This window comes from Taklimakanibacter albus (genome assembly GCF_016595235.1).
GTDB classification, from domain to species: domain Bacteria; phylum Pseudomonadota; class Alphaproteobacteria; order Rhizobiales; family Aestuariivirgaceae; genus Taklimakanibacter; species Taklimakanibacter albus.
The window spans coordinates 979,931-1,001,969 of the sequence record NZ_JAENHL010000007.1; the positions used below are offsets into that span (position 1 = coordinate 979,931).

General features: G+C 63.9%; 20 protein-coding genes. 4 read left to right on the forward strand and 16 right to left on the reverse strand.

The genetic code is table 11. The features are described 5' to 3' along the window. The first annotated feature begins 3 nt into the window (after positions 1-3). Complete coding sequence (gene ssuD, locus JHL16_RS16300) at positions 4-1,197, forward strand: FMNH2-dependent alkanesulfonate monooxygenase (protein WP_200185938.1); 1,194 nt, start codon at positions 4-6, stop codon at positions 1,195-1,197. Here the strand turns inward: ssuD and JHL16_RS16305 are convergent. From JHL16_RS16305 to JHL16_RS16325, 5 genes are all read right to left on the reverse strand, one after another. Then, complete coding sequence (locus JHL16_RS16305; RefSeq protein WP_200185939.1) at positions 1,194-2,459, reverse strand: SfnB family sulfur acquisition oxidoreductase; 1,266 nt, start codon at positions 2,457-2,459, stop codon at positions 1,194-1,196. The genes ssuD and JHL16_RS16305 overlap by 4 nt on opposite strands. Positions 2,460-2,470: 11 nt before the next feature. Continuing rightward, complete coding sequence (locus tag JHL16_RS16310; RefSeq protein ID WP_246770952.1) at positions 2,471-3,289, reverse strand: MetQ/NlpA family ABC transporter substrate-binding protein; 819 nt, start codon at positions 3,287-3,289, stop codon at positions 2,471-2,473. Positions 3,290-3,309: 20 nt separating this feature from the next. Next, positions 3,310-3,969, reverse strand: coding sequence for a methionine ABC transporter permease (locus JHL16_RS16315; protein ID WP_200185940.1), 660 nt, complete (start codon positions 3,967-3,969; stop codon positions 3,310-3,312). Positions 3,970-3,974: 5 nt separating this feature from the next. Beyond that, complete coding sequence (locus JHL16_RS16320) at positions 3,975-5,018, reverse strand: methionine ABC transporter ATP-binding protein (protein WP_200185941.1); 1,044 nt, start codon at positions 5,016-5,018, stop codon at positions 3,975-3,977. A 67-nt stretch (positions 5,019-5,085) separates the two neighbouring features. Next, positions 5,086-6,045 (reverse strand): LysR substrate-binding domain-containing protein, encoded by a 960-nt coding sequence (locus JHL16_RS16325; protein WP_200185942.1) that lies wholly within the window; start codon positions 6,043-6,045, stop codon positions 5,086-5,088. A gap of 108 nt (positions 6,046-6,153) precedes the next feature. Here JHL16_RS16325 and JHL16_RS16330 point away from each other — a divergent pair, with 108 nt between their 5' ends. The 3 genes from JHL16_RS16330 (at position 6,154) to JHL16_RS16340 (ending at position 9,190) form a co-directional block, all read left to right on the forward strand. After that, entirely contained in the window at positions 6,154-6,711 is a 558-nt protein-coding gene (locus JHL16_RS16330; RefSeq protein ID WP_200185943.1) for a flavodoxin family protein, read from the forward strand. 126 nt (positions 6,712-6,837) lie between these two features. Beyond that, positions 6,838-8,142, forward strand: coding sequence for an MFS transporter (locus tag JHL16_RS16335; RefSeq protein ID WP_200185944.1), 1,305 nt, complete (start codon positions 6,838-6,840; stop codon positions 8,140-8,142). A gap of 43 nt (positions 8,143-8,185) precedes the next feature. Beyond that, complete coding sequence (locus JHL16_RS16340; RefSeq protein ID WP_200185945.1) at positions 8,186-9,190, forward strand: LacI family DNA-binding transcriptional regulator; 1,005 nt, start codon at positions 8,186-8,188, stop codon at positions 9,188-9,190. Here the strand turns inward: JHL16_RS16340 and JHL16_RS16345 are convergent. The 11 genes from JHL16_RS16345 to JHL16_RS16395 all read right to left on the reverse strand — a co-directional run bounded on the left by JHL16_RS16345 (position 9,148) and on the right by JHL16_RS16395 (position 22,020). Continuing rightward, positions 9,148-10,833: a metallophosphoesterase family protein gene (locus JHL16_RS16345; RefSeq protein WP_200185946.1), complete on the reverse strand. Its 1,686-nt coding sequence runs from the start codon at positions 10,831-10,833 to the stop codon at positions 9,148-9,150. The genes JHL16_RS16340 and JHL16_RS16345 overlap by 43 nt on opposite strands. Position 10,834: 1 nt before the next feature. Then, positions 10,835-11,614, reverse strand: a complete 780-nt coding sequence (locus JHL16_RS16350; protein WP_200185947.1) for an inositol monophosphatase family protein — start codon at positions 11,612-11,614, stop codon at positions 10,835-10,837. Continuing rightward, positions 11,611-12,444, reverse strand: coding sequence for an inositol monophosphatase family protein (locus JHL16_RS16355; protein WP_200185948.1), 834 nt, complete (start codon positions 12,442-12,444; stop codon positions 11,611-11,613). Before JHL16_RS16355 ends, JHL16_RS16350 begins: the two co-directional genes overlap by 4 nt. Further along, complete coding sequence (locus JHL16_RS16360) at positions 12,441-13,232, reverse strand: HAD-IA family hydrolase (protein ID WP_200185949.1); 792 nt, start codon at positions 13,230-13,232, stop codon at positions 12,441-12,443. Before JHL16_RS16360 ends, JHL16_RS16355 begins: the two co-directional genes overlap by 4 nt. A 192-nt stretch (positions 13,233-13,424) precedes the next feature. Next, on the reverse strand, positions 13,425-14,534 hold the full coding sequence (locus JHL16_RS16365) for an ABC transporter substrate-binding protein (protein WP_200185950.1): 1,110 nt from the start codon (positions 14,532-14,534) through the stop codon (positions 13,425-13,427). An 11-nt stretch (positions 14,535-14,545) separates the two neighbouring features. Next, positions 14,546-15,658, reverse strand: coding sequence for an ABC transporter substrate-binding protein (locus tag JHL16_RS16370; RefSeq protein ID WP_200185951.1), 1,113 nt, complete (start codon positions 15,656-15,658; stop codon positions 14,546-14,548). Between the two features lie 13 nt (positions 15,659-15,671). Then, the gene (locus JHL16_RS16375) at positions 15,672-16,808 is read right to left on the reverse strand and encodes an ABC transporter ATP-binding protein (protein ID WP_200185952.1); all 1,137 of its coding nucleotides are present in this window, start codon (positions 16,806-16,808) and stop codon (positions 15,672-15,674) included. Between the two features lies 1 nt (position 16,809). Beyond that, on the reverse strand, positions 16,810-18,645 hold the full coding sequence (locus JHL16_RS16380; RefSeq protein ID WP_200185953.1) for an ABC transporter permease: 1,836 nt from the start codon (positions 18,643-18,645) through the stop codon (positions 16,810-16,812). 159 nt (positions 18,646-18,804) lie between these two features. Further along, positions 18,805-19,914 carry a CaiB/BaiF CoA transferase family protein gene (locus JHL16_RS16385; protein WP_200185954.1) on the reverse strand — a complete coding sequence of 370 codons (1,110 nt, stop codon included), beginning with the start codon at positions 19,912-19,914 and terminating at the stop codon, positions 18,805-18,807. A 7-nt stretch (positions 19,915-19,921) separates the two neighbouring features. Beyond that, positions 19,922-21,088: an acyl-CoA dehydrogenase family protein gene (locus JHL16_RS16390; RefSeq protein ID WP_420884561.1), complete on the reverse strand. Its 1,167-nt coding sequence runs from the start codon at positions 21,086-21,088 to the stop codon at positions 19,922-19,924. An 11-nt stretch (positions 21,089-21,099) separates the two neighbouring features. Continuing rightward, complete coding sequence (locus JHL16_RS16395; protein ID WP_200185955.1) at positions 21,100-22,020, reverse strand: pirin family protein; 921 nt, start codon at positions 22,018-22,020, stop codon at positions 21,100-21,102. Positions 22,021-22,039: the final 19 nt, after the last annotated feature.

The window sequence follows — 22,039 nt, forward strand, 5'->3', positions numbered from 1 at the left end:
ATCATGACAGCCAAGCTCGACCTTCCCCCTTTGGCGCAGGCCGCCGATATCCTCTGGTTTCTGCCGACCCATGGCGACGGCCGTTATCTCGGCAGCGAGATCGGCGCCCGTCACGTCTCACTCTCCTATCTGAGCCAGATAGCGCGCGCCGCCGATGAGCTCGGCTATTATGGCGTGCTCCTGCCCACCGGGCGCTCCTGCGAGGATTCCTGGGTCATCGCTTCGGCGATGGTGCCGCTCACACAACGCCTGCGTTATCTCGTGGCGGTGCGGCCCGGCATGACCGAGCCGGCTTTCGCCGCGCGCATGGCGGCGACGCTCGACCGCCTGTCCAACGGACGCCTGCTCATCAACGTGGTGACGGGCGGCGATCCCCTGGAGCTCAAGGGCGACGGCGTCTTCCTCGATCATGACGAGCGCTATGAAGTGACGGACGAGTTCCTCACCGTCTGGCGCCGCCTGCTGCAGGGCGAGGACGTCACCTTCACCGGCAAGCACCTGAAGATCGAGAACGGCAAGCTCCTCTATCCGCCCGAGCAGAAGCCTTATCCGCCGCTCTATTTCGGTGGGTCCTCTGACGCCGGCAACCAGGTGGCCGCCAATCACGTCGATGTCTATCTGACCTGGGGCGAGCCGCCGCAGGACGTCGCCAAGAAGCTCGCCAAGGCCAAAGCCCATGCGGCGGCCCGAGGGCGCAGCTTCTCTTATGGCATCCGCCTGCATGTCATCGTGCGCGAGACCTCGGCCGAGGCCTGGAAAGCCGCCGACGAGCTGATTTCCAAGCTCGATGACGAAACGATCGCCACGGCGCAGAAGGCGTTTGCGCGCTTCGACTCAGTCGGCCAGCAGCGCATGTCGCAGCTCCATGGCGGGCGGCGCGACAAGCTCGAAGTGAGCCCTAATCTCTGGGCCGGCGTCGGCCTCGTGCGGGGCGGCGCCGGCACCGCTCTGGTCGGTAATCCGGACGAGGTCGCGGCCCGGATCAAGGGCTATATGGCACTCGGCATCGACCGTTTCATCCTCTCGGGCTATCCACATCTCGAGGAATGCTACCGCTTTGCCGAGCTGGTCTTCCCTAAGCTGCCGCTGAAAGCGACCACCGGCAATGATCTTGGCCCGGCCCGCAATGCAGGACCCTTCGGCGAGGTGATCGCCAATGTCGCTGCCCCGTCGCAGCGCAGGAGCGCCGCCGGCTAGATCCAGGAATGGAGCGGCGGCTTGACGCCGTTCAGATAGAACTGCCCGATGGCGTGATATTTCCAGCGCACCGGGTCATGCAGCGTGTGCGTGCGGGCATCGCGCCAGATGCGGTCGAGATTGTGCCGGCCGAGCGTCGAGCGGGTGCCGGCAAGCTCGAACAGCTTGTTGGCGGCAAGGATGGCGATATCGGTGCTCAGCACCTTGGCCTCGGCGACGGCGATCTTGGCGAGCGCGATCGTCTCCTCGGTGGTCTCGGCAATGGTCGCGTCGAGCTGCCGGCCGGCCCGCTCGAGCAGGGCTTCCGCCGCATGGAGTCGGATTTTCAGGTCGCCGATCGCGGCGATCGTATAGGGATCCTCATGCGCATGTTCGCGGCCGCTGTCGATCCAGGGCCTGGCTTTCGTGCGCACGAAGTCGATAGCGAGCGCGATGGCACCCCGGCCGATGCCGGCGTCTATGGCGGCATGGATGAGCTGGCTCTGCGGCCCGACCGCGCTTTGCTGCTCATAGACGATATGTGCCGGCAGCACCCGCTCGGTCGGAATATGGACATTGTCGAGGGTGACCGTGCCGCTCGCGGTGGTGCGCTGGCCGAAGGCCGACCAGTCATTGACGACGGTGAGGCCTTTGCTCTCGCGATCGGCGATGGCGACGACCACGTGATTGTCCTCATCGAGCGCCACGATCGGCACCAGATGGGCGAAGAGCGCACCGGTCGAATAGAATTTCCGGCCGGACACGCTGTAGCCGGCGCTCGTCTTGACGATACGCGTCTCGAAGGTCTCGACATTCTTGCCGTGGAATTCCGAGAAGGCATTGCCGAGCCGCAAGCCCGACAGGATGGCGCCGAACAGCTCCCTCTTCTGCGCCTCGCTGCCAGTCGAGCGGATGACGTCGACGATCTCGAAGTGATTCTGCGGGATCTGGGCGATCGAAGCGTCGGCCGCCGCCAGAATGGCGAAGACCTTGGCCAGCGTCGCTTGCGAGACCTGGGCGCCGCCATAGGCCTTGGGGACAGTGATGCCCCACAGCCCGCTTTGCGAGAAGAGGTCGAGCTCCTCGATCGGCAGGCGGCGCTCGCGATCACGCTCCCCCGCTTCCTCGGCGAAGCGCACCGCGAGCTTTTCGGCGACATCGATCGCCTCCTCATCGCTTCTGATGCGATGCGCCGGCACGGCCGGGCGCGGCGCCGCGGCCGCCGCCTCCCCGGCGAAGACCGGGGCGACGGTGGCGAGCGGCTCGGAATGGACGAGTTTCATCGAGTGATACCTCAGAACGCCGGATAGATCTGGCCCTGGTAGCGCGTCTTGATGAACTCACGCGTCGCGTCGCTGTTGAGCGCCTTGGCGAGGATGGCGATCTCCGGCCGGTCCTTGTCCTCGGGCCGCGTGACCAGATATTCGCCCCAGATATTCTTGCCGTCCTGGCCGCGATCGATGAAAAGCGACTTGTTCACGTCGAGCTTGGCTTCAAGGACATAATTGCCGTTGAGGGCGGCGAGTTCCACTTGCGACAGCGCGCGGGGCAGCATCGCGGATTCGAGCTCGATGATCTTGAGATGCTTCGGATTTTCGACGATGTCCTTCTGCGTCGGCAGCGGATCTTCCGGTGTCTCGAGATCGGGCTTGCCATTGAGCTTGATGAGCCCGACCTTCTGCAGCAGCAGAAGCCCACGTCCGCCATTGACCGGGTCGTTGGGGATCGCCACCGTCGCCCCGTCGGCGATCTGGTCGACGGCGCTGATCTTGGTCGAATAGGCGACGAAAGGCTCGACATGCACCGGCACGATCGGCACGAGATGGGTGCCGCGCTCGCGGTTGTAGTCGTTGAGGAAGGGCCGATACTGGAAATAATTGGCGTCGAGCTGCTTGGAGACGAGCTGGACATTGGGCTGGATGTAATCCGAGAACACCTTGATCTCGAGATCGAGGCCTTCCTTGGCGACGATCGGCTTCACGAATTCCAGGATCTCGGCATGGGGAACCGCGGTGGCGCCGACAACGAGCTTCTCGGCGGCCTGAGCCTGCACCACGCCGAACAGAAGCGCGGCTGTAACGGTGGTGGCAATAGTCTTGAACAGTTTCATCATGTCCTCTCGGCGTGAAGTTGTCATTTGCGGGAAAAATGCGCGACGAGCCGGTTGCCCGACGCCTGCAGAAGCTGGACGAGCAGGATGAGGATGACGACCGTCACCACCATCACCTCGGTCTGGAATCGCTGATAGCCGTAGCGGATAGCGAGATCGCCGATGCCGCCACCGCCGATGGCGCCCGACATCGCGGTATAATCGACGAGCACGATCGATGTGACGGTCACCGCGGCGATGAGGCCGGGCAGCGCTTCCGGCAGCAGAGCGCGGAAGACGATCTGGAAGGTCGAGCCGCCCATGGCCTGCGAGGCCTCGATGATGCCGCGATCGACCTCACGCAGCGCCGCCTCGACCAGGCGCGCGAAGAAGGGCGCGGTGCCGAAGACCAGAGGCGGGATGACGCCGCGGACGCCAAGCGAAGTGCCGGTCAACAGCACCGTCACCGGCATCAACATGATGAGGAGGATGATGAACGGCACCGAGCGCAGGATGTTGAGAACGAAGGACAGGATCCCGTAGAAGACCGGCTGCTGCAGCATCTGCTGGCGACCGGTGAGGAAGAGCAGGATGCCGAGCGGCAAGCCAAAGAGAATGGTGAAGCCGAGCGCGCCGCCGAGCATCGACAGCGTGTCGATGGCGGCGATTCCGATATCTCCCCAATCAATGGCGTCAAAGGACATCGCCGTCACCCATTGACCGCGCGCGGGGTGACACTCAAGGCGCCGTCGCTCAGCCTTTCGGCGACGACACCTGCTGCCTGCAGCCGGTTGACGGCGCCGAAGGCGCTGCCGCCGACCAGAGCCACCGTCAGCTGGGCGAAAGGCAGGTTTCTGATATGGCCGACGCGGCCGGCCAGGATGCTGTAATCCACCCCGAATTCACGCGCCGTGGCGCCGAGGATCGGCCTTTGCGTATCGTCGCCGAGAAAGGTGAAGCGATAGACGGGACCGGGAGCTTGCGCCAGGTCGAGACCGTTCTCAGCCTCATCGCCTTCCGACTCGCGCACGAGTCTCAGCGTCGCGGGGTGACGCGGATGCAGAAAGACCTCTTCGACGGCACCCTTTTCGACGATCCGGCCGCCATCGAGGACGGCGACCCGGTCGCAGATGCGGCGTACCACATCCATCTCATGGGTGATGAGAATGATAGTGATGCCGATGTCACGGTTGATCTCGGACAGCAGGCGCAGCACCGATTGCGTGGTCTGCGGATCGAGCGCGCTGGTCGCCTCGTCGCTGAGCAGGATCTTTGGCCTGCCCGCCAGCGCGCGGGCGATGCCGACCCGCTGCTTCTGGCCGCCTGACAGCTGACGCGGATATTTGTTCGCATGATCGAGAAGCCCGACCCGTTCGAGCAGTTCCTGGACCCGGGCTTTGATCTGCGGGCGCGCAAGCTCGCCCGCGAGCTCAAGCGGAAAGGCGATGTTCTGGGCAACAGTCTTGGCGTTGAGCAGGTTGAAATGCTGAAACACCATGCCGATGTCACGGCGCAGTGCCCGGAGTTCCTTGCCGTTTGCGGCGGCCGTCGCCCGGCCATCGACCTGGATTTCACCGCTACTCGGGCTTTCGAGCAGATTGATGAGACGGACCAGGGTCGATTTACCGGCGCCCGATGCGCCGATGATGCCGAATATCTCGCCTTTGACGATATCGAGATCGATATCGGCCAAAGCGCGCACATTTCGTTCCGCGGCCGGATAGGCCTTGGAGATATTTCTGAGACTGATCATCCAGCCTCTGTCATATCGGCGGCCGGCCGGGGGGAGGAGTGAGCAATATTTGGCGGGAAAGTTAGTTTTATTCGACCCGGGCAGCCTCGCGCCGGATCCAGCCGATGAACGCCTTGATCCCGCTTTCCGTGAGGCGATCCTTGCGGCAGAGGAGCCAGAAGCCGTTCGGATCGACGAGGCTGGTGGCGAAAGGCTGTATGAGGCGGCCGGCGGCGATATCGGCTGCAACCAATATGCGGGGCGCCAGGGCGATGCCACGCCCGGCGATCGCCGCCTCGATCGACAGATGAGTGGTGCTGAAGAACGGTCCGGTGAGCGCCCGGCGCAACGCCGCATCCACCGGGATTCCGGCCGCCTTGAACCAGGCATTCCAGTCGGCCGACGGAGGACTGCGATTGGCCGGCGTCTTCGGCGGTGCAGTGCGGATCAGCATGTGGCGGGCAAGATCGATGGGCGGGCGTTTGGCGAGCTTGCGCGCGATCGGCTTGCCGCAGACGGCGATGACCTCCGTCTCCGGCCACAGGCGCTCCGCATGGATCCCCCTCTCCGCTCTGGCCGGCCCATAACGCAAGGCGATGTCGACCGTCTTGTCGCCTTTGAGATCGGCCAACGCTTCGTCGGCGATGATCCTGAGGCCGATACGCGGATGCCTTTCCTGAAAACCATGGAGCCGTGGCGTCAGCCATTTGCCGGCGAGCGACGGTACGACGCTGATCGCCAGATCATGCGCGGCGCCGGCATGTCCTTCGACCTGCAGCCGGTCGATGGTGCGCGCCAGGCCGCTGAAGGCCTTCTGCGTCTCCCGTGCCAGAATTCTGCCGGCCGGCGTGAGCTTCAACGCACGGTGCAGGCGCTCGAACAGCCGGCTGCCGAGATGCTCCTCCAGCCGCTTGATCTGATGGCTGATCGCGGTCGGCGTCACCGACAGCTCGCGCGATGCGGCCAGGAAGCTGCCGAGGCGCGAGGCCGCCTCGAAGCTCCTGAGCGCCGTCCACGGCAGGAAAGCAACGGAATTGGTATTGGTCATCCTTCTCAGATGAATTGATTTCATCCGAAGATCAAGAGATGTCATTTGCGTCGCGCCCGGCGCCGCCGCATGGTCCATTGCGTCGTCCATCGCACCCGGAGAAATCCCTTGGCATCCCGCCATTTCACTTTCGTGCTGTCGAGCGCCCGCCGCGACGGCAATACCGAGCTTCTGGCGCGCAAGGCAGCCGAGCATCTGCCTGCCGGAAGTGCGCATGAATGGCTCAATCTGATCGACCTGCCGGTGCCGCCCTTCGAGGACATCCGTCACTCGGTCGGTGTCTATCCCGAGCCCCAGGGCAATGAGCGTGTGCTGTTCGACGCCACCTTGAAGGCCACCGACCTCGTCTTCGTCGTGCCACTCTACTGGTACAGCGTGCCGGCCAGCGCCAAGCTCTATCTCGATTACTGGAGCGGCTGGCTGCGCGTGAAGGGCGCCGACTTCAAGGCGCGCATGGCCGGCAAGACGATGTGGGGCGTGTCGGTGCTGTCAGACGAGGATCCCAAACGCGCCGACCCGCTCGTCGGGACACTCGCCATCACCGCCGACTATCTTGCCATGAAATTTGGCGGCGTCCTGCTCGGCTACGGCAACCGCCCCGACGACGTGCTGAACGATCAGGACGCGTTGACGCGCGCCCGGACATTTTTTCAGCCAATTGCCTGAAGCTTTCCACATTTCCGTTGCCGACTTTCCCCGCAGCGAACGCCATGTGATCAAAAGTCACTCGACGCCGCCGGCCCGCCTCGCCAGACCAATAGCCCGAACAAAAGACGATCCGGGGGAAATGTCATGGCAGAGGCGAGCGTCGCGGGACAGGTTGTGATCGGCACCAGGGAGCGCGCGAAGGTGGCGCTGTCCTGCTTCCTGGGTTCCGCCATCGAGTGGTACGACTTCATGCTCTATGGCTTCCTGGCCCCGCTCGTCTTCGACAAACTGTTCTTCCCCAATGCCGATCCGCTGGTCGGCACCATCGCCGTGCTCGGCATCTTCGCGATCGGTTTCGTCGCCCGTCCCTTGGGTGGCCTGTTCTTCGGCCATTTCGGCGACCGCCTTGGCCGTAAGCCGGTCATGGCCGCCACCTTGATCCTGATGGGCCTGTCGACGACCGCCATCGGCCTCTTGCCCACATATGAGAGCTTAGGGCTGGGAGCCGCCATCCTGCTCCTCGCCTTGCGCTTCCTGCAGGGCTTCGCGCTCGGCGGTGAATCGACCGGCGCCCCGGTGCTGATGCTGGAATCGGCGCCCGACGGCAAACGCGGCTTCTTCGCCTCGATCGCCCAGTCCGGGAATTTCGCCGGCGTGGTGCTGGCAACACTCGCCGTCTCCGTCGTGGCGGCTCTTCCCAATGACGTGCTGCTCGGCTGGGCGTGGCGCGTGCCGTTCCTGCTCAGCGTGGTGCTGGTGGGCCTCGGCTTCTTCGTCCGCCGCAGGGTGGAGGAATCACCGGTGTTCCAGGCGGCGCGTCCCGCCCCTGCCCGCGTGCCGCTGCTCGAGGTATTGGCGAAATACAAGCGTCCGGCGCTGCTCGTCTTCTGCTGCGCGCTCGCCGAGTCAGGCGTCTTCTATCTCACTTCCATCTTCGGCCTTTCCTATGGCGTGAAGACACTCGGCATCGACAAGGCGGTGCTGCTGCAAGGCGTGCTCATCGGCAATGTCATCGCCATCGCCATGGTGCCGATCTTCGGTGCGCTGTCCGACCGCATCGGCAGGCGCTGGGTGCTGGGCACCGGCTTCGTGCTGGCGGGGCTCTATGTCGCTTTCCTGTTCTTCCCGCTGCTCGAAACCAGGGAGACGCTCGCCATCATCCTCGCCATGGCCATTCCGGGCGCCCTCATCCAGCCCATGCATATCGGCACGACCTCGAGTTTCTATCCGGAGCTCTTTCCCGATACGCGGGTGCGCTTCAGCGGAGTCTCGCTCGGCCGCCAGTTCGGCACCATCTTCGGCGGCGGGCTGATGCCGGTCGTGGCCGCCAGCCTCCTCGCCTGGAGCGGCGGCGATCTTCTTCCCGTTCTGCTCTATTTCAGCGTCGTCTCGGTCATCGCCGTCACCGCCGTGATCCTCGCCGAGGAGACCCGGCAGCGCGCCATCTGAGATCAGCCCTTGCCAAGCGTGCAAAATCTTGCACACTTGTGCAATGGTTCAGAACAAGACCTTTGTCAGCGCCCAGCAGGTCGCCGAGTTCGCCGGCGTGTCGCGCTCCGCCGTATCGCGCACCTTCACCGAAGGCGCGAGTGTTTCGGAAGCGACCCGCAAGAAGGTTCTGCATGCGGCCGAGACACTCGGCTATCACGTCAATCATCTGGCGCGCAGCCTGATCAACGAGAAGAGCGGCATCGTCTGCCTGATCGGCGCCGATATCAGCACGCCCTATCAGGGCCGCATCGTCGAGACGATGACGCGGCGCCTGCAGGCCATCAACCGCGTCGCCATGATCATCAACACCTCGAGCACCAGCGAAAGCGTCGAGGCGGCCTTGCGGCAGACCTTGAACTACCGCGCCGAGGCCACCATCGTTCTCTCCGGCAAGCCACCGGCCTCGCTCATCAAGACCTGCGTCAACAGCGGCCAGCATGTCATCCTGATCAACCGCGACGATCCGGTGAGCGGACCGACCAGCATCACCCTCGACAACCAAGGCGCGGCGCGCGAGGCCTTCCACATGCTGAAGCGCGCCGGCTGCCGCAATTTCGCGGTGATCTCGTCGGAGGCCGGCACGCCGAGCCTTGTCGGGCGTGAGACGGCTTTCGTCAAAGCCGCCAAGGACGCGGGCTTCACCGCCTCCGCCACGCGGCTAGGGCCGACCGCTTATGCCTCGGGCTACGAAGCGGGCCGCCTCGTGCTGGCGCGGCATGACCGGCCCGACGGCGTCTTCTGTGTAACCGATCTCATGGCCTGCGGATTCATGGATGCGGCACGCACCGAATTCGCGCTCGCCATCCCGGAGGATCTCTGCGTCGTCGGCTTCGACGACATCGACCAGGCGAGCTGGGCTTCCTACAATCTGACGACCTTCCGCCAGCCGATCGAGCAGATCGCCGATCATGCGGTGGCGCTGCTGAGCGCCGACGAGCCCGAGGCCCGAGGCCCTATCGCGTTTCAGGCGCCACCGGTCTGGCGGCGTTCCGTGCGGCCGCGGTGACGCGACAGATCCTCGACCGCGCCATCGCGCAGATCGATGGTGAAATCGGCTGACGGATTGCCGTCGAGTCCAGCACTCATGAGACGCATGAATTTCGCCAGTTGCGCCTGCAGGCTGCCCGGCAGCCAGGATCTGTCCGTCCGAAAGCGCCGGACGAGTGCCCGATAGCGCGCGATGCGCTCCGGCGGAATGAAATCCAGCGCCAGACTGTTGGCCTTGCGCAGGCGATACCAGTCAGTGATCATGTCGAGCAAGGTCAGTTGGCCGTCCGAGACACGCGGCCCGATCTCTTCCGCCAGCAAAGACCGCGGATCGCCGGCGAGCCGGTCGAGCTCGACGAGGCTCAGCATCGGCGCCAGACGTGCCAGATCAGCCGGCCATTCCTTGGGCAGATAACGCTCGCGGACCAGAAGCGCCAGATGGCGGTCGAGAAAATCGACATGATCCGCTGCGCCCGTCAGACCTTCGCTGTCCGTTTCCGCGCGATAGAAGGGAAAGGCCACGTCATAGCCAGGAACATCGCCGATCAGCGCCGTCTCGACGGTGAGTCTCTCCGCCTCGATCCCCACCACCTTATAGGCCGGGGGAAAAGCGACCATGGACGGCACCGCGACATTCACCAGGAATCCGTCACTGTCATGATAGACCGCCGTGTGATTGACATGCAGATGGCCGCCGAAATGTACCTTGATGCCGGTTGCAGCCACCGTTTCGGCGACGGCCCGGACCGGCACCCGGCGCAATGAATCGCTCATGCCAAACAACGCCATTTCATCGGCGAGCGCGCCGTTCGACGGGTTGATCATCGGGTAATGCGAGAAGACGATCAGCTTTTTCTTCTGTGCGCGGGCCCGGCGCGCGACATCGCTCATCCAGTCGAAAATGAAAGGCTTGTGGCGCAGCATCGCGTTCCAGCCGGCGCTGGTGCTGTCATGATAGCTCGCCTCGGCGACAGGATCGAGATCGCCATTACGCGGCTCGAATACATTGGCGTCGAGAGAAAGGACCCAGAGCCCGGCGACAGGTTCGACCAGATAGGAGGCATCGATCATATTCCGCTCGGTCGCGCCATCGGCGGAGCGGATGACGAAGCGACGATTGTCGAGATCGTCGTCGCTTCCGAAGGGAGATTCCCAATGGAGATCGGAAGCCTGCCGAAAGAAACCGAAAGACGCCATGTCGGCGAGCGCCTGGGCATAGCCGCCGCAATACATGTCATCGGTGACGAGACGCGCGACCGAGTCTCCTTGCGGCATCTCCGCATCGCTGGTCACCAGCACATGGCTTCCGTCCGCGTTGAGGAACCGCTTGCTCTGATGCCGGCCATGGATGGCATAGAGATCGTGATTGCCGGGAGTCGCCAGGAAACGCAGTCCGTGTCGGCGCGTATAATCATCGAGGAGCGCGGCCGTCTTCGCCATGGCGGCACGCTGCCCGTCATCGCTGAGATCGCCGGCGATGATGACGAGCGAGATGCCGTGCCGGACGATATCGTCCAGCAGCGCCTTCAGCGCCGGACTGCTTTCATTGAAGACCCGCGTCGAGGCGATGCTGTCGGCGAAGCTGCGGAATGCCGGTCCTTCCAGGCCGGGCCAGGATACGACATCGTGGAAATGCGGGTCGGCGATGACGGCGATCTTCATGTCATTCGAGCGCGATGCCGGTCGCCGCACTGATGCCGGCCGCGATGCCGGGGGCGGCGGCGAGAACCGCGCCGCCTCGCGTGAGACCGTCCGGATGCAGGAAAGGCCCCACGAGACCACCCGCCTCCTTCACCAGCAACAGGCCGGCGAGACAGTCCCAGGGATGCATATGCAGCTCGGCATAGGCATCCGAGCGGCCATCGGCGACGAAAGCGAGCCCCAGTGCGCCGGAAGCTGCCCGCCGCACATTGGCGCCGCGCCGCAGGATCTCGGCCACCGCATTCAGGAAGAGCGAGTCGGGCCGGCGATTGGACCAGCCGAGCTCGACCGACGCCGCATCGAAGTTGGTCGTCGCGGCGACGGCGATCGGCGCGCCATTACGCGTGGCGCCCCGGCCGCGCTTGGCGAAATAAAGCTCATCGACGCTCGGATTATAGATGGCGCCGATCTCGGTGGCACCATCGCTGACGAAAGCGATGGATATGCAGAAATGCGGAATGCCGCGCGCGAAATTCGCGGTACCGTCGATCGGGTCGAGCACCCAGCAGTCAGGCCTGATCAAGCCGCCGGTCTCCTCGCCGAGAAAACCGTCTTCCGGAAAGGCTTCGGCGAGACGCGCCTTGAAATGCGCCTCCACCGCCATGTCGGTTTCGGTGAGGAAATCCTGCGGCCCCTTCATGCCGAAGCCCGGCGCGCGGCGCGCAAAGCCGTCACGGGCAATGGCGCCGGCGCTGAGCGCCACGTCACGGCAGAAGTCGGCGCGTCGGTCGAGATCGATCATGCCGGCACCACCGCATCGATGTCCCGCGCGATCCGCTGCAAGGTCGGATAATTTGCACCGGCGCCCGTGGCGACATAGCCAGGACACAGAAAGTCCGGCGTGCCTTTCGCCGCCTTGCCGAGGCCGAGCGGCTCATAACGTCCGCCGGCCTGGCGCAGGATGAGAATGCCCGCCGTCACATCCCAGGGACTGACGCCGGTGCCCATGGCCGCGTCCATCCACCCGGCCGCGATATGGGCAAGCGCCAGCGCCGCACTTCCCGGCCGCCGGAGCGTCGAGAAATTCTCGACGAGGTCGGCGAAATTGGCGAGCGCTGCGTCGCGCCCATCACGGCGGAAGTCGCGCCCGACCGGATAGCCGGTGATCAGCGTCGCCTGCTTCTCATCCGCGATCGCCCGCGAGCGCAGCTTCTCGCCATTGAGATAGGCGCCGGACAGGTCGCCCCGGAACAGGAGATTTGCGACCGGATCATAGATCGCGCCGGCGACGATCTCGTCATCGATCACCGCGCCGACCGAAACGCACCAAAAAGCGAGGCCACGCGCGAAATTCGACGTGCCGTCGATCGGATCGACATACCAGCGGATCCGGCCAGTGCCGCTCGTCCCCGCCTCCTCACCGACCACCACCGAATCCGGCACTTCGGCGAGAATAAATTCGCGGATCGCCGCTTCCGACTGGCGGTCATACTGGGTGACCACGTCATGCAGGTCACGCTTGTAATCGACTTCGATCGTCGAACGGAAGGCAGCGAGCAGCGGCTCGCGCATCAATTGCGCCGCCCGGCAGGCGACATCGGCCAGGCGCTGAGATCGGGTGATGTCCGTCATGCTGCGATCTCGCGCAATACCGCCTTGAACAACTCCAGCAGGCCCACGGGGTCGGCGACCACCGCATCGGGATGAAGCTTCAATTCGTAAGGCATTTTGTACGTATCGTTCGCTTCCATGAGAATGGCGCTGCCGATGCCGGCGCGCCTGCCGCACAGGACATCACGGTCGAAATTGTCGCCGACATACCAGGCTTCGGCGGGATCGACGCCGAGCGCCCGCGTCGCCAGCAGGATCATTTCCGGATTGGGCTTGCGCACGCGCACCTTGTCGCTGTGGATCTCGACCGCGAAACGCCGGGTAAGTCCATGGGCTTCGAGGTAGTCGAGATGCACCTGCCCCGACAGCGCATTGCTGACGATGCCGACCGGGACGTTGGCCGCATCCGCCGCGTCGAGAAGGTCGAGCAAGCCCCTTCTGATCTCGCGATGGCTCTTCATATGGCCCATCTGCCGGCAGAGTTCGGCGGCATTCGCCACCACGGCATCGCGCGCCGCTTTAGGCCAGTCGCCGGCGACGAAATCGCCCCAGAATTCCTCATGCGTCAGCTCGCGCGGCGCGAAAGGACGCGACATGGCGTCCTTCCAATGCGAATCCGCCTTGGCTCCCGCCTTGATGTCATCGGCGATCTGCTCAGCCGCCGGCACCGCGATGCCCGCCTGGTCGAGCAGGCCGCGCACATGCTCGGCGAGCTTGCCCTCCCAGCCGGGTCGATGCGAGGTCAGCACGATGACGCCACCGAAATCGAGAAGCAAAGCGCGCGGGCGAACGAGTTTTTTTACAGTCACCTTAGAGAAATCTCCTTATCAACAATTAGGGAAGCCGGGATGCAAGGGGAGGACAACCTCTTCCATCCCGGCATAGATCACGATGAGTTTGGATTGAACCAATCCAAACTCATGAGCGTGATCGATTCTATAGTTAGCGCGGGATTCTCGCGAAAAACCGGCATCCACTTTTTCGCATCCCGCGCTCGGCGCCTATTTTTTGTAATTGACGCGCCACAGATCCTGCCAATCCTGACGCGTGTCCCAATCGGCGAGCGCCGAGGACGTGTCATATTGCTGCAGTTTGTCGAGCACCTTGCCGATGCCGGAGGGCTCGTCCGCCGGCAGCTTGATATCGGGATTGGTCGGCAGCTTGCCGTCCTTGACTTGCGGCGCTATGCCTTCCTCGGTCAGCACATAGTGGATGAACAGCTTCGATGCATTGGGGCTCTTGGTCCCGCTGGCGATCAGACCGAGCTTCACATAGGTCCAGCCCGGCCACGGCGCCAGATCGGCGCAGAGGCCGAGCTTGTAGCCCTTGTCGGCATTATCGCGGAACTTGGCCGAGCTCATCAGGCCGAAGAACGGCTCCCTCTGGCCCGGCGCCCCGACCGCCTCCGAGATTGCATCGTCACTGTCGGCGATGAGCGGTGCATTGGCGGCGAAGGTCTTCACCCAGATTGCCATGGCGCTGTCCGACCCGGCTTCGATCTCCTTGCCGAAATGCGCTTTATAAGCGGTCTTCATCTGGCCGTCGTCATGCATCGCGGTCTGATTGAACCAGTCCGTATAGGTGCCCTTGGACAGCGGATCAAAGAAAGCGACCTTGCCCTTCCACTTGGCCTCGGTCAGTTCCCAGATGTTCTTCACCGGACAGGTTTCATGGACCTCGGCATTGTACGCCCAGACGCTGGCATTGGTGGTGACGGCGAGCGGGTTCTGGAATTTCGCCGGGATCTTGGCTTCCATGTCGGGCGGCAGCCAGCTCTCGACGAATTTCTGCGGCAGAAGCTGCGCCAGTCCAGCCGGCGCGTCGCTGATCAGCACGACATCGCCTTTGACGTTCTTCGCCTGTCCTTCGCGGATGATCATTTCCAGCTGGCCGCTGGCCGATACCTTGATGCCCGTCGCCTGCACACCGTATTTCTTGCTGAAATTCTCGGCCATCTCGACGATCTTGCCGGTGCTGTCATAGATGTTGATCGGCGCCTCCTTCTTCGCCGCGGCAATCAGCGCCTCGAGATCGAACTCCTCGGCGCCAGCCGAAGCGGCGGGGATGGTGAGGAACGCAACCAGTGCGGCCGACAGATATGCTTGCTTCATGGTCTCCTCCCTTATTTTTTGTAGTTGATGCGCCAGAGATCCTGCCAGTCCTGGCGAGTGTCCCAATCACTGACCGCGCTCGCCGAGTCATAGGGAAAGATCTGATCCAGCACCTTGCCGATACCCGACGGCTCGTCTTCAGGCAGCTTGGCATCGCTGTTGGTCGATATCTTGCCGTCATCGGCCTGCGGCGCGATGCCTTCTTCGGTCAGCAGATAATGGATGAAGAGCTTCGACGCATTGGGACTGTCGGTGCCTTTGGCGATGAAGCCGAGGCTCGGATAGAGCCAGCCGGCAAAGGGCTGCAGACCGATGCACAGACCGAGCTTGGCGCCGTCCTTGTTATTGCGGAACTTCGCCGAGCTGACGAGGCCGACGAACTGCTCCTTCTGGTCGGGCGCACCGACGGCCTGCGCCGCCGCCTCGTCGGCATCGGTCAGAAGCGGACCGTTGGCGGCGAGCGCCTTGACCCAGGCGCCGGTCGCGCCATCCTCATCGGCCGGCATGTCCTTGCCGAAATGCGCCTTGTAGGCGGCCGCCACTTTGTCGTCGGCATGGCTCTTCAGCTGGTTGAACCAGTCGACATAGGACGCCTTGCCGAGCGGGTCCTGCATGGCGACCTTGCCCTTCCATTTCGGCTCGGTGAGTTCCCAGATATTCTTGACCGGGCATTCCTTGTTGAGCTCGGTATTATAGGCCCACACATTCGCCTCGTTGGAGACGGTGAGCGGATTCTGGTAGCGCGCCGGGATCTTGCCGGCGAGATCGGGCGGCACCCAGCTCTCGACGAAACCCTGCGGCACGAGTTGCGCCACGCCCGCCGGCACGTCGCTGATCTGGATGACGTCGCCCTGCACATTCTTCGCCTGGCCCTCACGGATCACCATTTCGAGCTGGGCGGCCGCATTGGCCTTGGTGCCGGTCGCCTGCACGCCGTATTTCTTGGTGAATTTCTCGGCCTGCTTCACGATCTTGCCGGTGCTCGAATGGACATTGATCGGCGGCTCCTTCTTGGCCGCGGCGACCAGCGCCTCGAGGTCGAATTTTTCCTCGGCTTGCGCCGGGACGCTCACGAGGGTCGATAAGGCGACTGCCGTCAACAAAAGTCTGACTTTGATCTTCATGGCTTCTCCTCCCTTATGAATTGAGTTTGCGCTCAGGCCTCAGCAGCCGGTCCGCCGCGTCGAGACGGTTGCCGGCTGCATCGAAGACATGCAGCGCCTTAGGCTTGGCCCAATAGGTGATCGCCTCGCCGACTTCGGCATCAGGCGGCTGATGGGTGATCAGGAACAGCTTCTCCGCCCCGCAAGTGAGCTCGATGATCCAGCTGCCGCCGGTCGGCAGGATGCCCGTCACCTGCACCTCTCCCGCAAGGACGCCCGCCGGCACGTCATCGCCCTGGCGCGCGATGCGGATGGCCTCGGGCCTGAGCGCGATCGCCGATGCGCCGGCAAGCTCAGCTCCGTACGCGCTCAGGAAGCGGCCGGCACTGGCGGAGAGCATCGAGTTTTTCTGCCCGAGCTCCACGATATTGATTGGCGGATTACCGACGAAACGGGCCACGAAGCGGTTGGCTGGCCGGTCATAGATGTCATTGGGCGTGCCGACCTGCTGCAGCCTTCCGTCGCTCATCACCGCGATCGTGGTGGCGAGCGTCATCGCCTCCCATTGGTCATGCGTCACGAAGACGATCGTCGTCTTGAATTCCTGATGCAGGCGTTTGAGCTCGGCGCGCATTTCGAGCCGCAGCGCCGCATCGAGATTGGACAAGGGCTCATCGAGCAGCAGCACTTCCGGATTGACGGCGAGCATGCGGGCGAGCGCCACGCGCTGCTGCTGGCCGCCGGAGAGCTGCGAGGGATAACGCTCGCGGTATTTTTCGATGCCGAGCGTCTTCATCACGCTCGCCACGCGGGCCTCACGCTCGGGGGGCGGCATGTTGCGCAGCCGGAGGCCGAAATCGATATTGCGCTCGATGGTCAGATGCGGCCACAGCGCGTAGCTCTGGAAGACGAGCCCCATCTGGCGCTTCTCCGGCGGCACGAAGACGCCTTGCGCGATCGAATCGACCACCCGCGGGCCGACCGTGATCTCGCCGGCGCTCAGATGCTCGAGCCCGGCGATCATGCGCAAGGTCGTCGTCTTGCCGCAACCCGAGGGCCCGAGCAGGCACATGAATTCGCCATCGCCGATCTCGAGATCGAGATCGGCCACCGCATTGGCGGCATTGCCGCCATAGTTCTTTTCGACGCCGCTGAGATTGATCTTCGGCATTTCAGCTTCCGAGTCCTTCCGCGAGATTGGTCCGGGTGAGTTTCTGGCCGAGCAGCGCGCCGAAATAAGCGAGCGCGGCGATGATCAGCACGACGGCATTGGCGGCCTGCGTGTAGTTATAGTCGACGAGGCGCAGCGAATAGGTGGTGAGCACATCGGTGCTCGGCACCGCCAGCACCACGAAGAGGCTCAGGCCCTTGATGCCGGAGATGAAGGGCAGGAGGATGCCGGTGGTGAGCGATCCCTTCTGGATGGGCACGACGATCAGCATCATGCGGCGCAGCCATCCGGCGCCTGCGACCTGTGCGGCTTCCTCCGGTTCCTTGCCGAGCTGCATCATGGCGCTGATGCCGGCGCGCGAGGCATAGGGCATCTGGTCGGCAATGAGCGCCAGCACCAGGATCAGCGTCGTGCCGTAAAGCGCCGGAATCGGCCCGCGCGGCACGGCGAAGAGCGAGAGATAGGCGGTGGCGAAGGCGATGCCCGGCACGAGATAAGGCAGGAAGGTCACCTGGCGCAGGAAGGTGGCGAGCGGCCGCACCGGCGTGCGCACCACCACATAACCGACGAGCAGGCCGAGCAGGCCTGAGACGATCGAGGCGGTGCCGACGATGGTGAGGCTGTTCCAGGCGGCGCTCCACAATTCCGGGCTGAGCAATATGCCGGTGGTCAGCGCCACGGTCTTGAGATCGGTGCCGATCCAGTAGTCTAGGGTGAAATTGTCGAGGGTGAACTGCGCCGGCACCTTCATCACCGTCGACAGGAACAAGGTGGCGATCGGCAGGCCGACGCTGAACAGGAACATGAGTGCCGCGAACAGCGTCGCCGGCATCCGCCAGGGCCCGAGCGGGCTCAGGCGGTTCATCGATCCCTTGGAGCCGACGGTGACGAAGCGGCGCGCCTCTTTCATCAGCCGGGCGTCGATGGTGATGGTGATGATGCCGATCAGCATGATGGCGCCCGCCAGCACGGCGCCGACGCCACTCTGGCGCGAGGCGATGTTGCGGTAGAGGGACGTCGCCAGCACGTCGAAATCGACCGGCAGGCCCAGCACATAGGGAACGCCGAACTCGCCGAGGCATTTGGCGAAGATCAGCACCATCGCCGACATCAGCGCCGGGCGCATCAGCGGCAGGATGATCTTGCGCGTCACCGTCAACCGGCTCGCCCCCAGGATGCGGGCCGAATCCTCGAGCTGCAAGTCGAAGCGGCGCAGCGCATTGCCGAACAGGAGGATGACGAAAGGCGAATAATGCAGCGCCAGGATGATGATCACCGGCACCTGGCCATAGGAGAGCCAGTCGGGCGGCGTGAAGCCGAGCGATTCCATCCAGCCCGGCTGGCCGCCGACGGTGCGATTCTTGAACAAGGTCGTCCAGGCGAGTGCGAAGGTCCAGGCCGGCAGCATGTAGGGCACGATCAGCGCGGTGGCGAACCAGCGCCGGCCGAACATGTCGCTGCGGCTGAGGAGCCAGGCGAGCGTGCCGCCGACCAGCATCGACAGAACGATCGCGCCGAAAGCGACGGTAAGCGTGTTGCGAAGCGGCTCCCAGAACATGTCATGCGAGATGCGCGAGCTGAAAACGCGCTCGAGATAATAAGAGGTGAAGGCGCCCACATCCTGCTTGATGCGGCGCTCGTCGCCGAACTGGACCTGGACTGCGTCGACCAGCAGCGACAGGATCGGGACGATGATCAGATAAGCGAACAGCGCCGCCGCGAGAACGCCGATAATGGTGGTCGGCTCGCGCAGGATGATCTTCAGCCGGTAACGCAGACGATGGAGACGCCCCCTCGCCGGTCGATCCAGGCCGGTCGCGCTCTGTTCGAGCGTCATTCTTCCTCCCAAAAACGCCCGCCTCATGCAGATGACCTCGGCGCTTCCATTATCCTTTCATCGGACCGGCCCTTCGTCAATCATTTTTGCACAGGAGTGCAAAGCCATTATAAACGCACATATTGATTGATTTGTGCAAATATTGCACAGGCGTGCAGATCAGTGGAATTCGCGCCGGACAGCGTCTGTATGCGCGCCGAGCGCCGGCACAGTGGCCGTAGCCAGATCGGGATGCAAAGGCGGCGCCGCAAGCGAGAATGTTCCGCCGGGCACTTCGCAGCTGATGCGCCGCAGGGCCGGATGCGCTGAAAGATCCGCCACGGTGGAGACGCGGCCCCAGGCAAGGCCCGCTGCCGCCAGACGCGCGATAGCTTCGTCCACGGTCCATCCCGCGAAGACCGGCACAATTTCAGCGTCGAGCGCGTCGCGATACGTGAGCCGCGCCGTATTGCTGGCGAAACGCGGATCATCGACGAGATTCGGCCGGTTGAGGACTCGCCGACACAGCCGCCCCCATTCATCGGCATTCTGGGCGACGATCACCACCTCGCCGTCCCGGCAGGCGAAAGGCCGATAGGGATAGATCGCGGCATGGGCGAGCCCGTGCCGGAGCGTGGCGCGGCCGGCATAGTCATGATGCAGCAGCGGAACATTCATCCAGTCGGCCAGTCCGTCGAACATCGCCATTTCGATGGCCCTGCCCCGGCCGGTCCGCTCGCGCTCATAAAGCGCTTCGACGATCGCCGCATGGGCATTCATGCCGGTGGCGATATCCGCCGCCGACACGCCGACCTTGGCCGGCGCCTCGGGCGATCCGGTGACCGAGCAGAGCCCTGATTCCGCCTGAACCAGGAGATCGTAGGCGCGCAAATCCCCGCTTGGCGTATCCCGGCCATAACCGACGATGTCGAGCGCGACCAGCTTGGGAAAGCGGCAGGTGAGCTGTGCTGCGCCGAGTTCAAGTCGCTCGGTCGCGCCTGGCGCCAGATTCTGGACGAACACATCGGCCTTGCCGAGTATGGTCTCGACGAGACGCCGGTCATCCGCCACCTTGAGATCGAGAACGATGCTTTCCTTGCCGCGATTGAGCCAGGCGAAATAGGCGCTCGTCCCATGCACCGCAGCATCATAGTGTCGCGCCGTGTCGCCTTCCGGGCGTTCGATCTTGATGACGCGAGCACCCGCATCGGCGAGCCGCGCCGTGCACATCGGGGCGGCCACCGCCTGCTCGATGGCGACCACGAGGAGACCGGCGAGCGGACGTGTCATCTGAGCCTCAATAGGAGCGCGGCAGGCCGAGCACATGCTCGGCGAGATAGCTCAGGATCATGTTGGTCGAGATCGGCGCCACCTGATAGAGCCGCGTTTCGCGGAATTTCCGTTCGATGTCGAAATCCTCGGCGAAGCCGAAGCCGCCATGCGTCTGCAGGCAGACATTGGCCGCTTCCCAGGCCGCATCCGCCGCGAGCAGCTTCGACATGTTCGCCTCGGCGCCGCAATCACGTCCCGCCTCGAACAACCGCGCCGCCTCGGCGACCATGAGCTCGGCGGCGCGCATCGCCGCATAGGCCTTGGCGATCGGAAACTGCACGCCTTGATTCTGCCCGATCGGCCGGCCGAAGACGGCGCGTTCGCTGGCATAGGCGCAGGCCTTGGCGATGAACCATTTGGCATCGCCGACACATTCGGCGGCGATGAGAATGCGCTCGGCATTCATGCCGGACAGGATGTAGCGGAAACCTTTGCCTTCCTCGCCGATGAGATTGGCGGCCGGTATGCGCAAGGCGTCGAAGAACACTTCGGTGGTCGCGTGATTCATCATCGTGCGGATCGGCTTTACTGTCAGACCATGCCCGAGCGCCGCCGCCATATCGACGAGAAAGACCGACAGCCCATCGGTCCGCTTGGCCACCTCGTCGTGTGGCGTGGTGCGCGCCAGGAGCAGCATCAGATCCGAATGTTCGGCGCGCGACGTCCACACCTTCTGCCCGGTGACGACATAGGCGTCACCGTCGCGCCGTGCAAAGGTCTTGATCGATGTCGTGTCGGTGCCGCTGCCGGGCTCGGTCACGCCGAAAGCCTGGAGGCGCAATTCACCCGATGCGATGCGCGGCAGATAGGCTTGCTTCTGCGCGTCGCTGCCATGCCGGAGCAACGTGCCCATGATATACATCTGCGCATGGGCGGCGGCGCCATTGCAGCCATTGCGCTGCACTTCCTCGAGAATGGCGGCGGCGGCCGACAGCGGCAGGCCCGAGCCGCCAAAGGATTCCGGGATCAGCGCCGCGAGCCACCCCGCTTCGGTCAGCGCCTCGACGAATTCCGTCGGATAATGCCGCTCGCGGTCGAGCGTGCGCCAATACTCACCGGGAAAGCGCCGGCACAGCTTGCGGATCTCCTGGCGGATCTCGCCGTAGGTTTCGTTTTCCTCCATCGGATCCATTCTGAGGGCGATCACTTCTCCGGCAGCGGGATGAATTCCGTCTCGTTGGGGACCCGGCCGAAGCGTCCGGTCTTCCAGTCCTCCTTCGCCGCCTCGATGCGCTCCTTGCGCGAGGAGACGAAGTTCCACCAGATATGGCGCGGGCCTTCCATGGCCGTTCCACCTAGAAACATCATGCGCGTCTTCGTTACCGGCTTGATAGTGATGCGGTCGCCGGGGCGGAAGATCAACATCTGCGGGGCGGCGAATTTGTCGCCGGCGATATCGACCTCGCCATCGACCAGATATATGGCGCGCTCCTCATACGTGGTATCGAGCGGCACCGCGACGCCGGCATCGGCCGTGACTTCGACATAAAACCAGTCCGACACCATGCTGACGGCCGCCGTGGCGCCGAAAGCCGAGCCGGCGATGATGCGGGCTTTGAGCCCCTTGTCCTCGACGATCGGCAGTGTCGCCGCGCCGAAATGCTGGAAGGACGGATCGATCTCTTCCTTGCCGGCGGGCAGCGCGATCCAGCTCTGGAGGCCGAGCATCTGCTGCCCGGTCGCACGCTGCACGTCAGGCGTGCGCTCGGAATGGGCGATGCCGCGCCCGGCGGTCATCAGATTCATGGCGCCGGGCACGATCTCCTGGATATTGCCTTCGCTGTCGCGATGCAGGATCGAACCGTCAAAAAGATAAGTGACGGTGGCGAGCCCGATATGCGGATGCGGCCTGACATCCATGCCGTGGCCGGCGATGAACTGCACCGGCCCGAAATGATCGAAGAAGATGAACGGCCCGACCATCTGGCGGCGCCCATGCGGCAGAGCCCGCCTGACATTGAAGCCGTCGCCCAGGTCGCGCACGCGCGGCACGATGACGAGGTCGAGCGCATTGCAGGATTTGACGTCGCCCAGTACGGGATCGCTTGTCGGAAGCCAGCTCATGTCACTCTCCTCGTCACTG

What these genes read in the sequence shown, in the direction of transcription:
- JHL16_RS16385 (WP_200185954.1), bottom strand. Translation starts at nt 19,914, where the DNA reads ATGACACGTCCGCTCGCCGGTCTCCTCGTGGTCGCCATCGAGCAGGCG.
- JHL16_RS16350 (WP_200185947.1), bottom strand. Translation starts at nt 11,614, where the DNA reads ATGATCGATCTCGACCGACGCGCCGACTTCTGCCGTGACGTGGCGCTC.
- JHL16_RS16390 (WP_420884561.1), bottom strand. Translation starts at nt 21,088, where the DNA reads ATGGATCCGATGGAGGAAAACGAAACCTACGGCGAGATCCGCCAGGAG.
- JHL16_RS16395 (WP_200185955.1), bottom strand. Translation starts at nt 22,020, where the DNA reads ATGAGCTGGCTTCCGACAAGCGATCCCGTACTGGGCGACGTCAAATCC.
- JHL16_RS16320 (WP_200185941.1), bottom strand. Translation starts at nt 5,018, where the DNA reads ATGATCAGTCTCAGAAATATCTCCAAGGCCTATCCGGCCGCGGAACGA.
- JHL16_RS16370 (WP_200185951.1), bottom strand. Translation starts at nt 15,658, where the DNA reads ATGAAGATCAAAGTCAGACTTTTGTTGACGGCAGTCGCCTTATCGACC.
- JHL16_RS16310 (WP_246770952.1), bottom strand. Translation starts at nt 3,289, where the DNA reads ATGATGAAACTGTTCAAGACTATTGCCACCACCGTTACAGCCGCGCTT.
- JHL16_RS16335 (WP_200185944.1), top strand. Translation starts at nt 6,838, where the DNA reads ATGGCAGAGGCGAGCGTCGCGGGACAGGTTGTGATCGGCACCAGGGAG.
- JHL16_RS16365 (WP_200185950.1), bottom strand. Translation starts at nt 14,534, where the DNA reads ATGAAGCAAGCATATCTGTCGGCCGCACTGGTTGCGTTCCTCACCATC.
- ssuD (WP_200185938.1), top strand. Translation starts at nt 4, where the DNA reads ATGACAGCCAAGCTCGACCTTCCCCCTTTGGCGCAGGCCGCCGATATC.
- JHL16_RS16380 (WP_200185953.1), bottom strand. Translation starts at nt 18,645, where the DNA reads ATGACGCTCGAACAGAGCGCGACCGGCCTGGATCGACCGGCGAGGGGG.
- JHL16_RS16315 (WP_200185940.1), bottom strand. Translation starts at nt 3,969, where the DNA reads ATGTCCTTTGACGCCATTGATTGGGGAGATATCGGAATCGCCGCCATC.
- JHL16_RS16345 (WP_200185946.1), bottom strand. Translation starts at nt 10,833, where the DNA reads ATGAAGATCGCCGTCATCGCCGACCCGCATTTCCACGATGTCGTATCC.
- JHL16_RS16340 (WP_200185945.1), top strand. Translation starts at nt 8,186, where the DNA reads ATGGTTCAGAACAAGACCTTTGTCAGCGCCCAGCAGGTCGCCGAGTTC.
- JHL16_RS16305 (WP_200185939.1), bottom strand. Translation starts at nt 2,459, where the DNA reads ATGAAACTCGTCCATTCCGAGCCGCTCGCCACCGTCGCCCCGGTCTTC.
- JHL16_RS16355 (WP_200185948.1), bottom strand. Translation starts at nt 12,444, where the DNA reads ATGACGGACATCACCCGATCTCAGCGCCTGGCCGATGTCGCCTGCCGG.
- JHL16_RS16325 (WP_200185942.1), bottom strand. Translation starts at nt 6,045, where the DNA reads ATGACCAATACCAATTCCGTTGCTTTCCTGCCGTGGACGGCGCTCAGG.
- JHL16_RS16375 (WP_200185952.1), bottom strand. Translation starts at nt 16,808, where the DNA reads ATGCCGAAGATCAATCTCAGCGGCGTCGAAAAGAACTATGGCGGCAAT.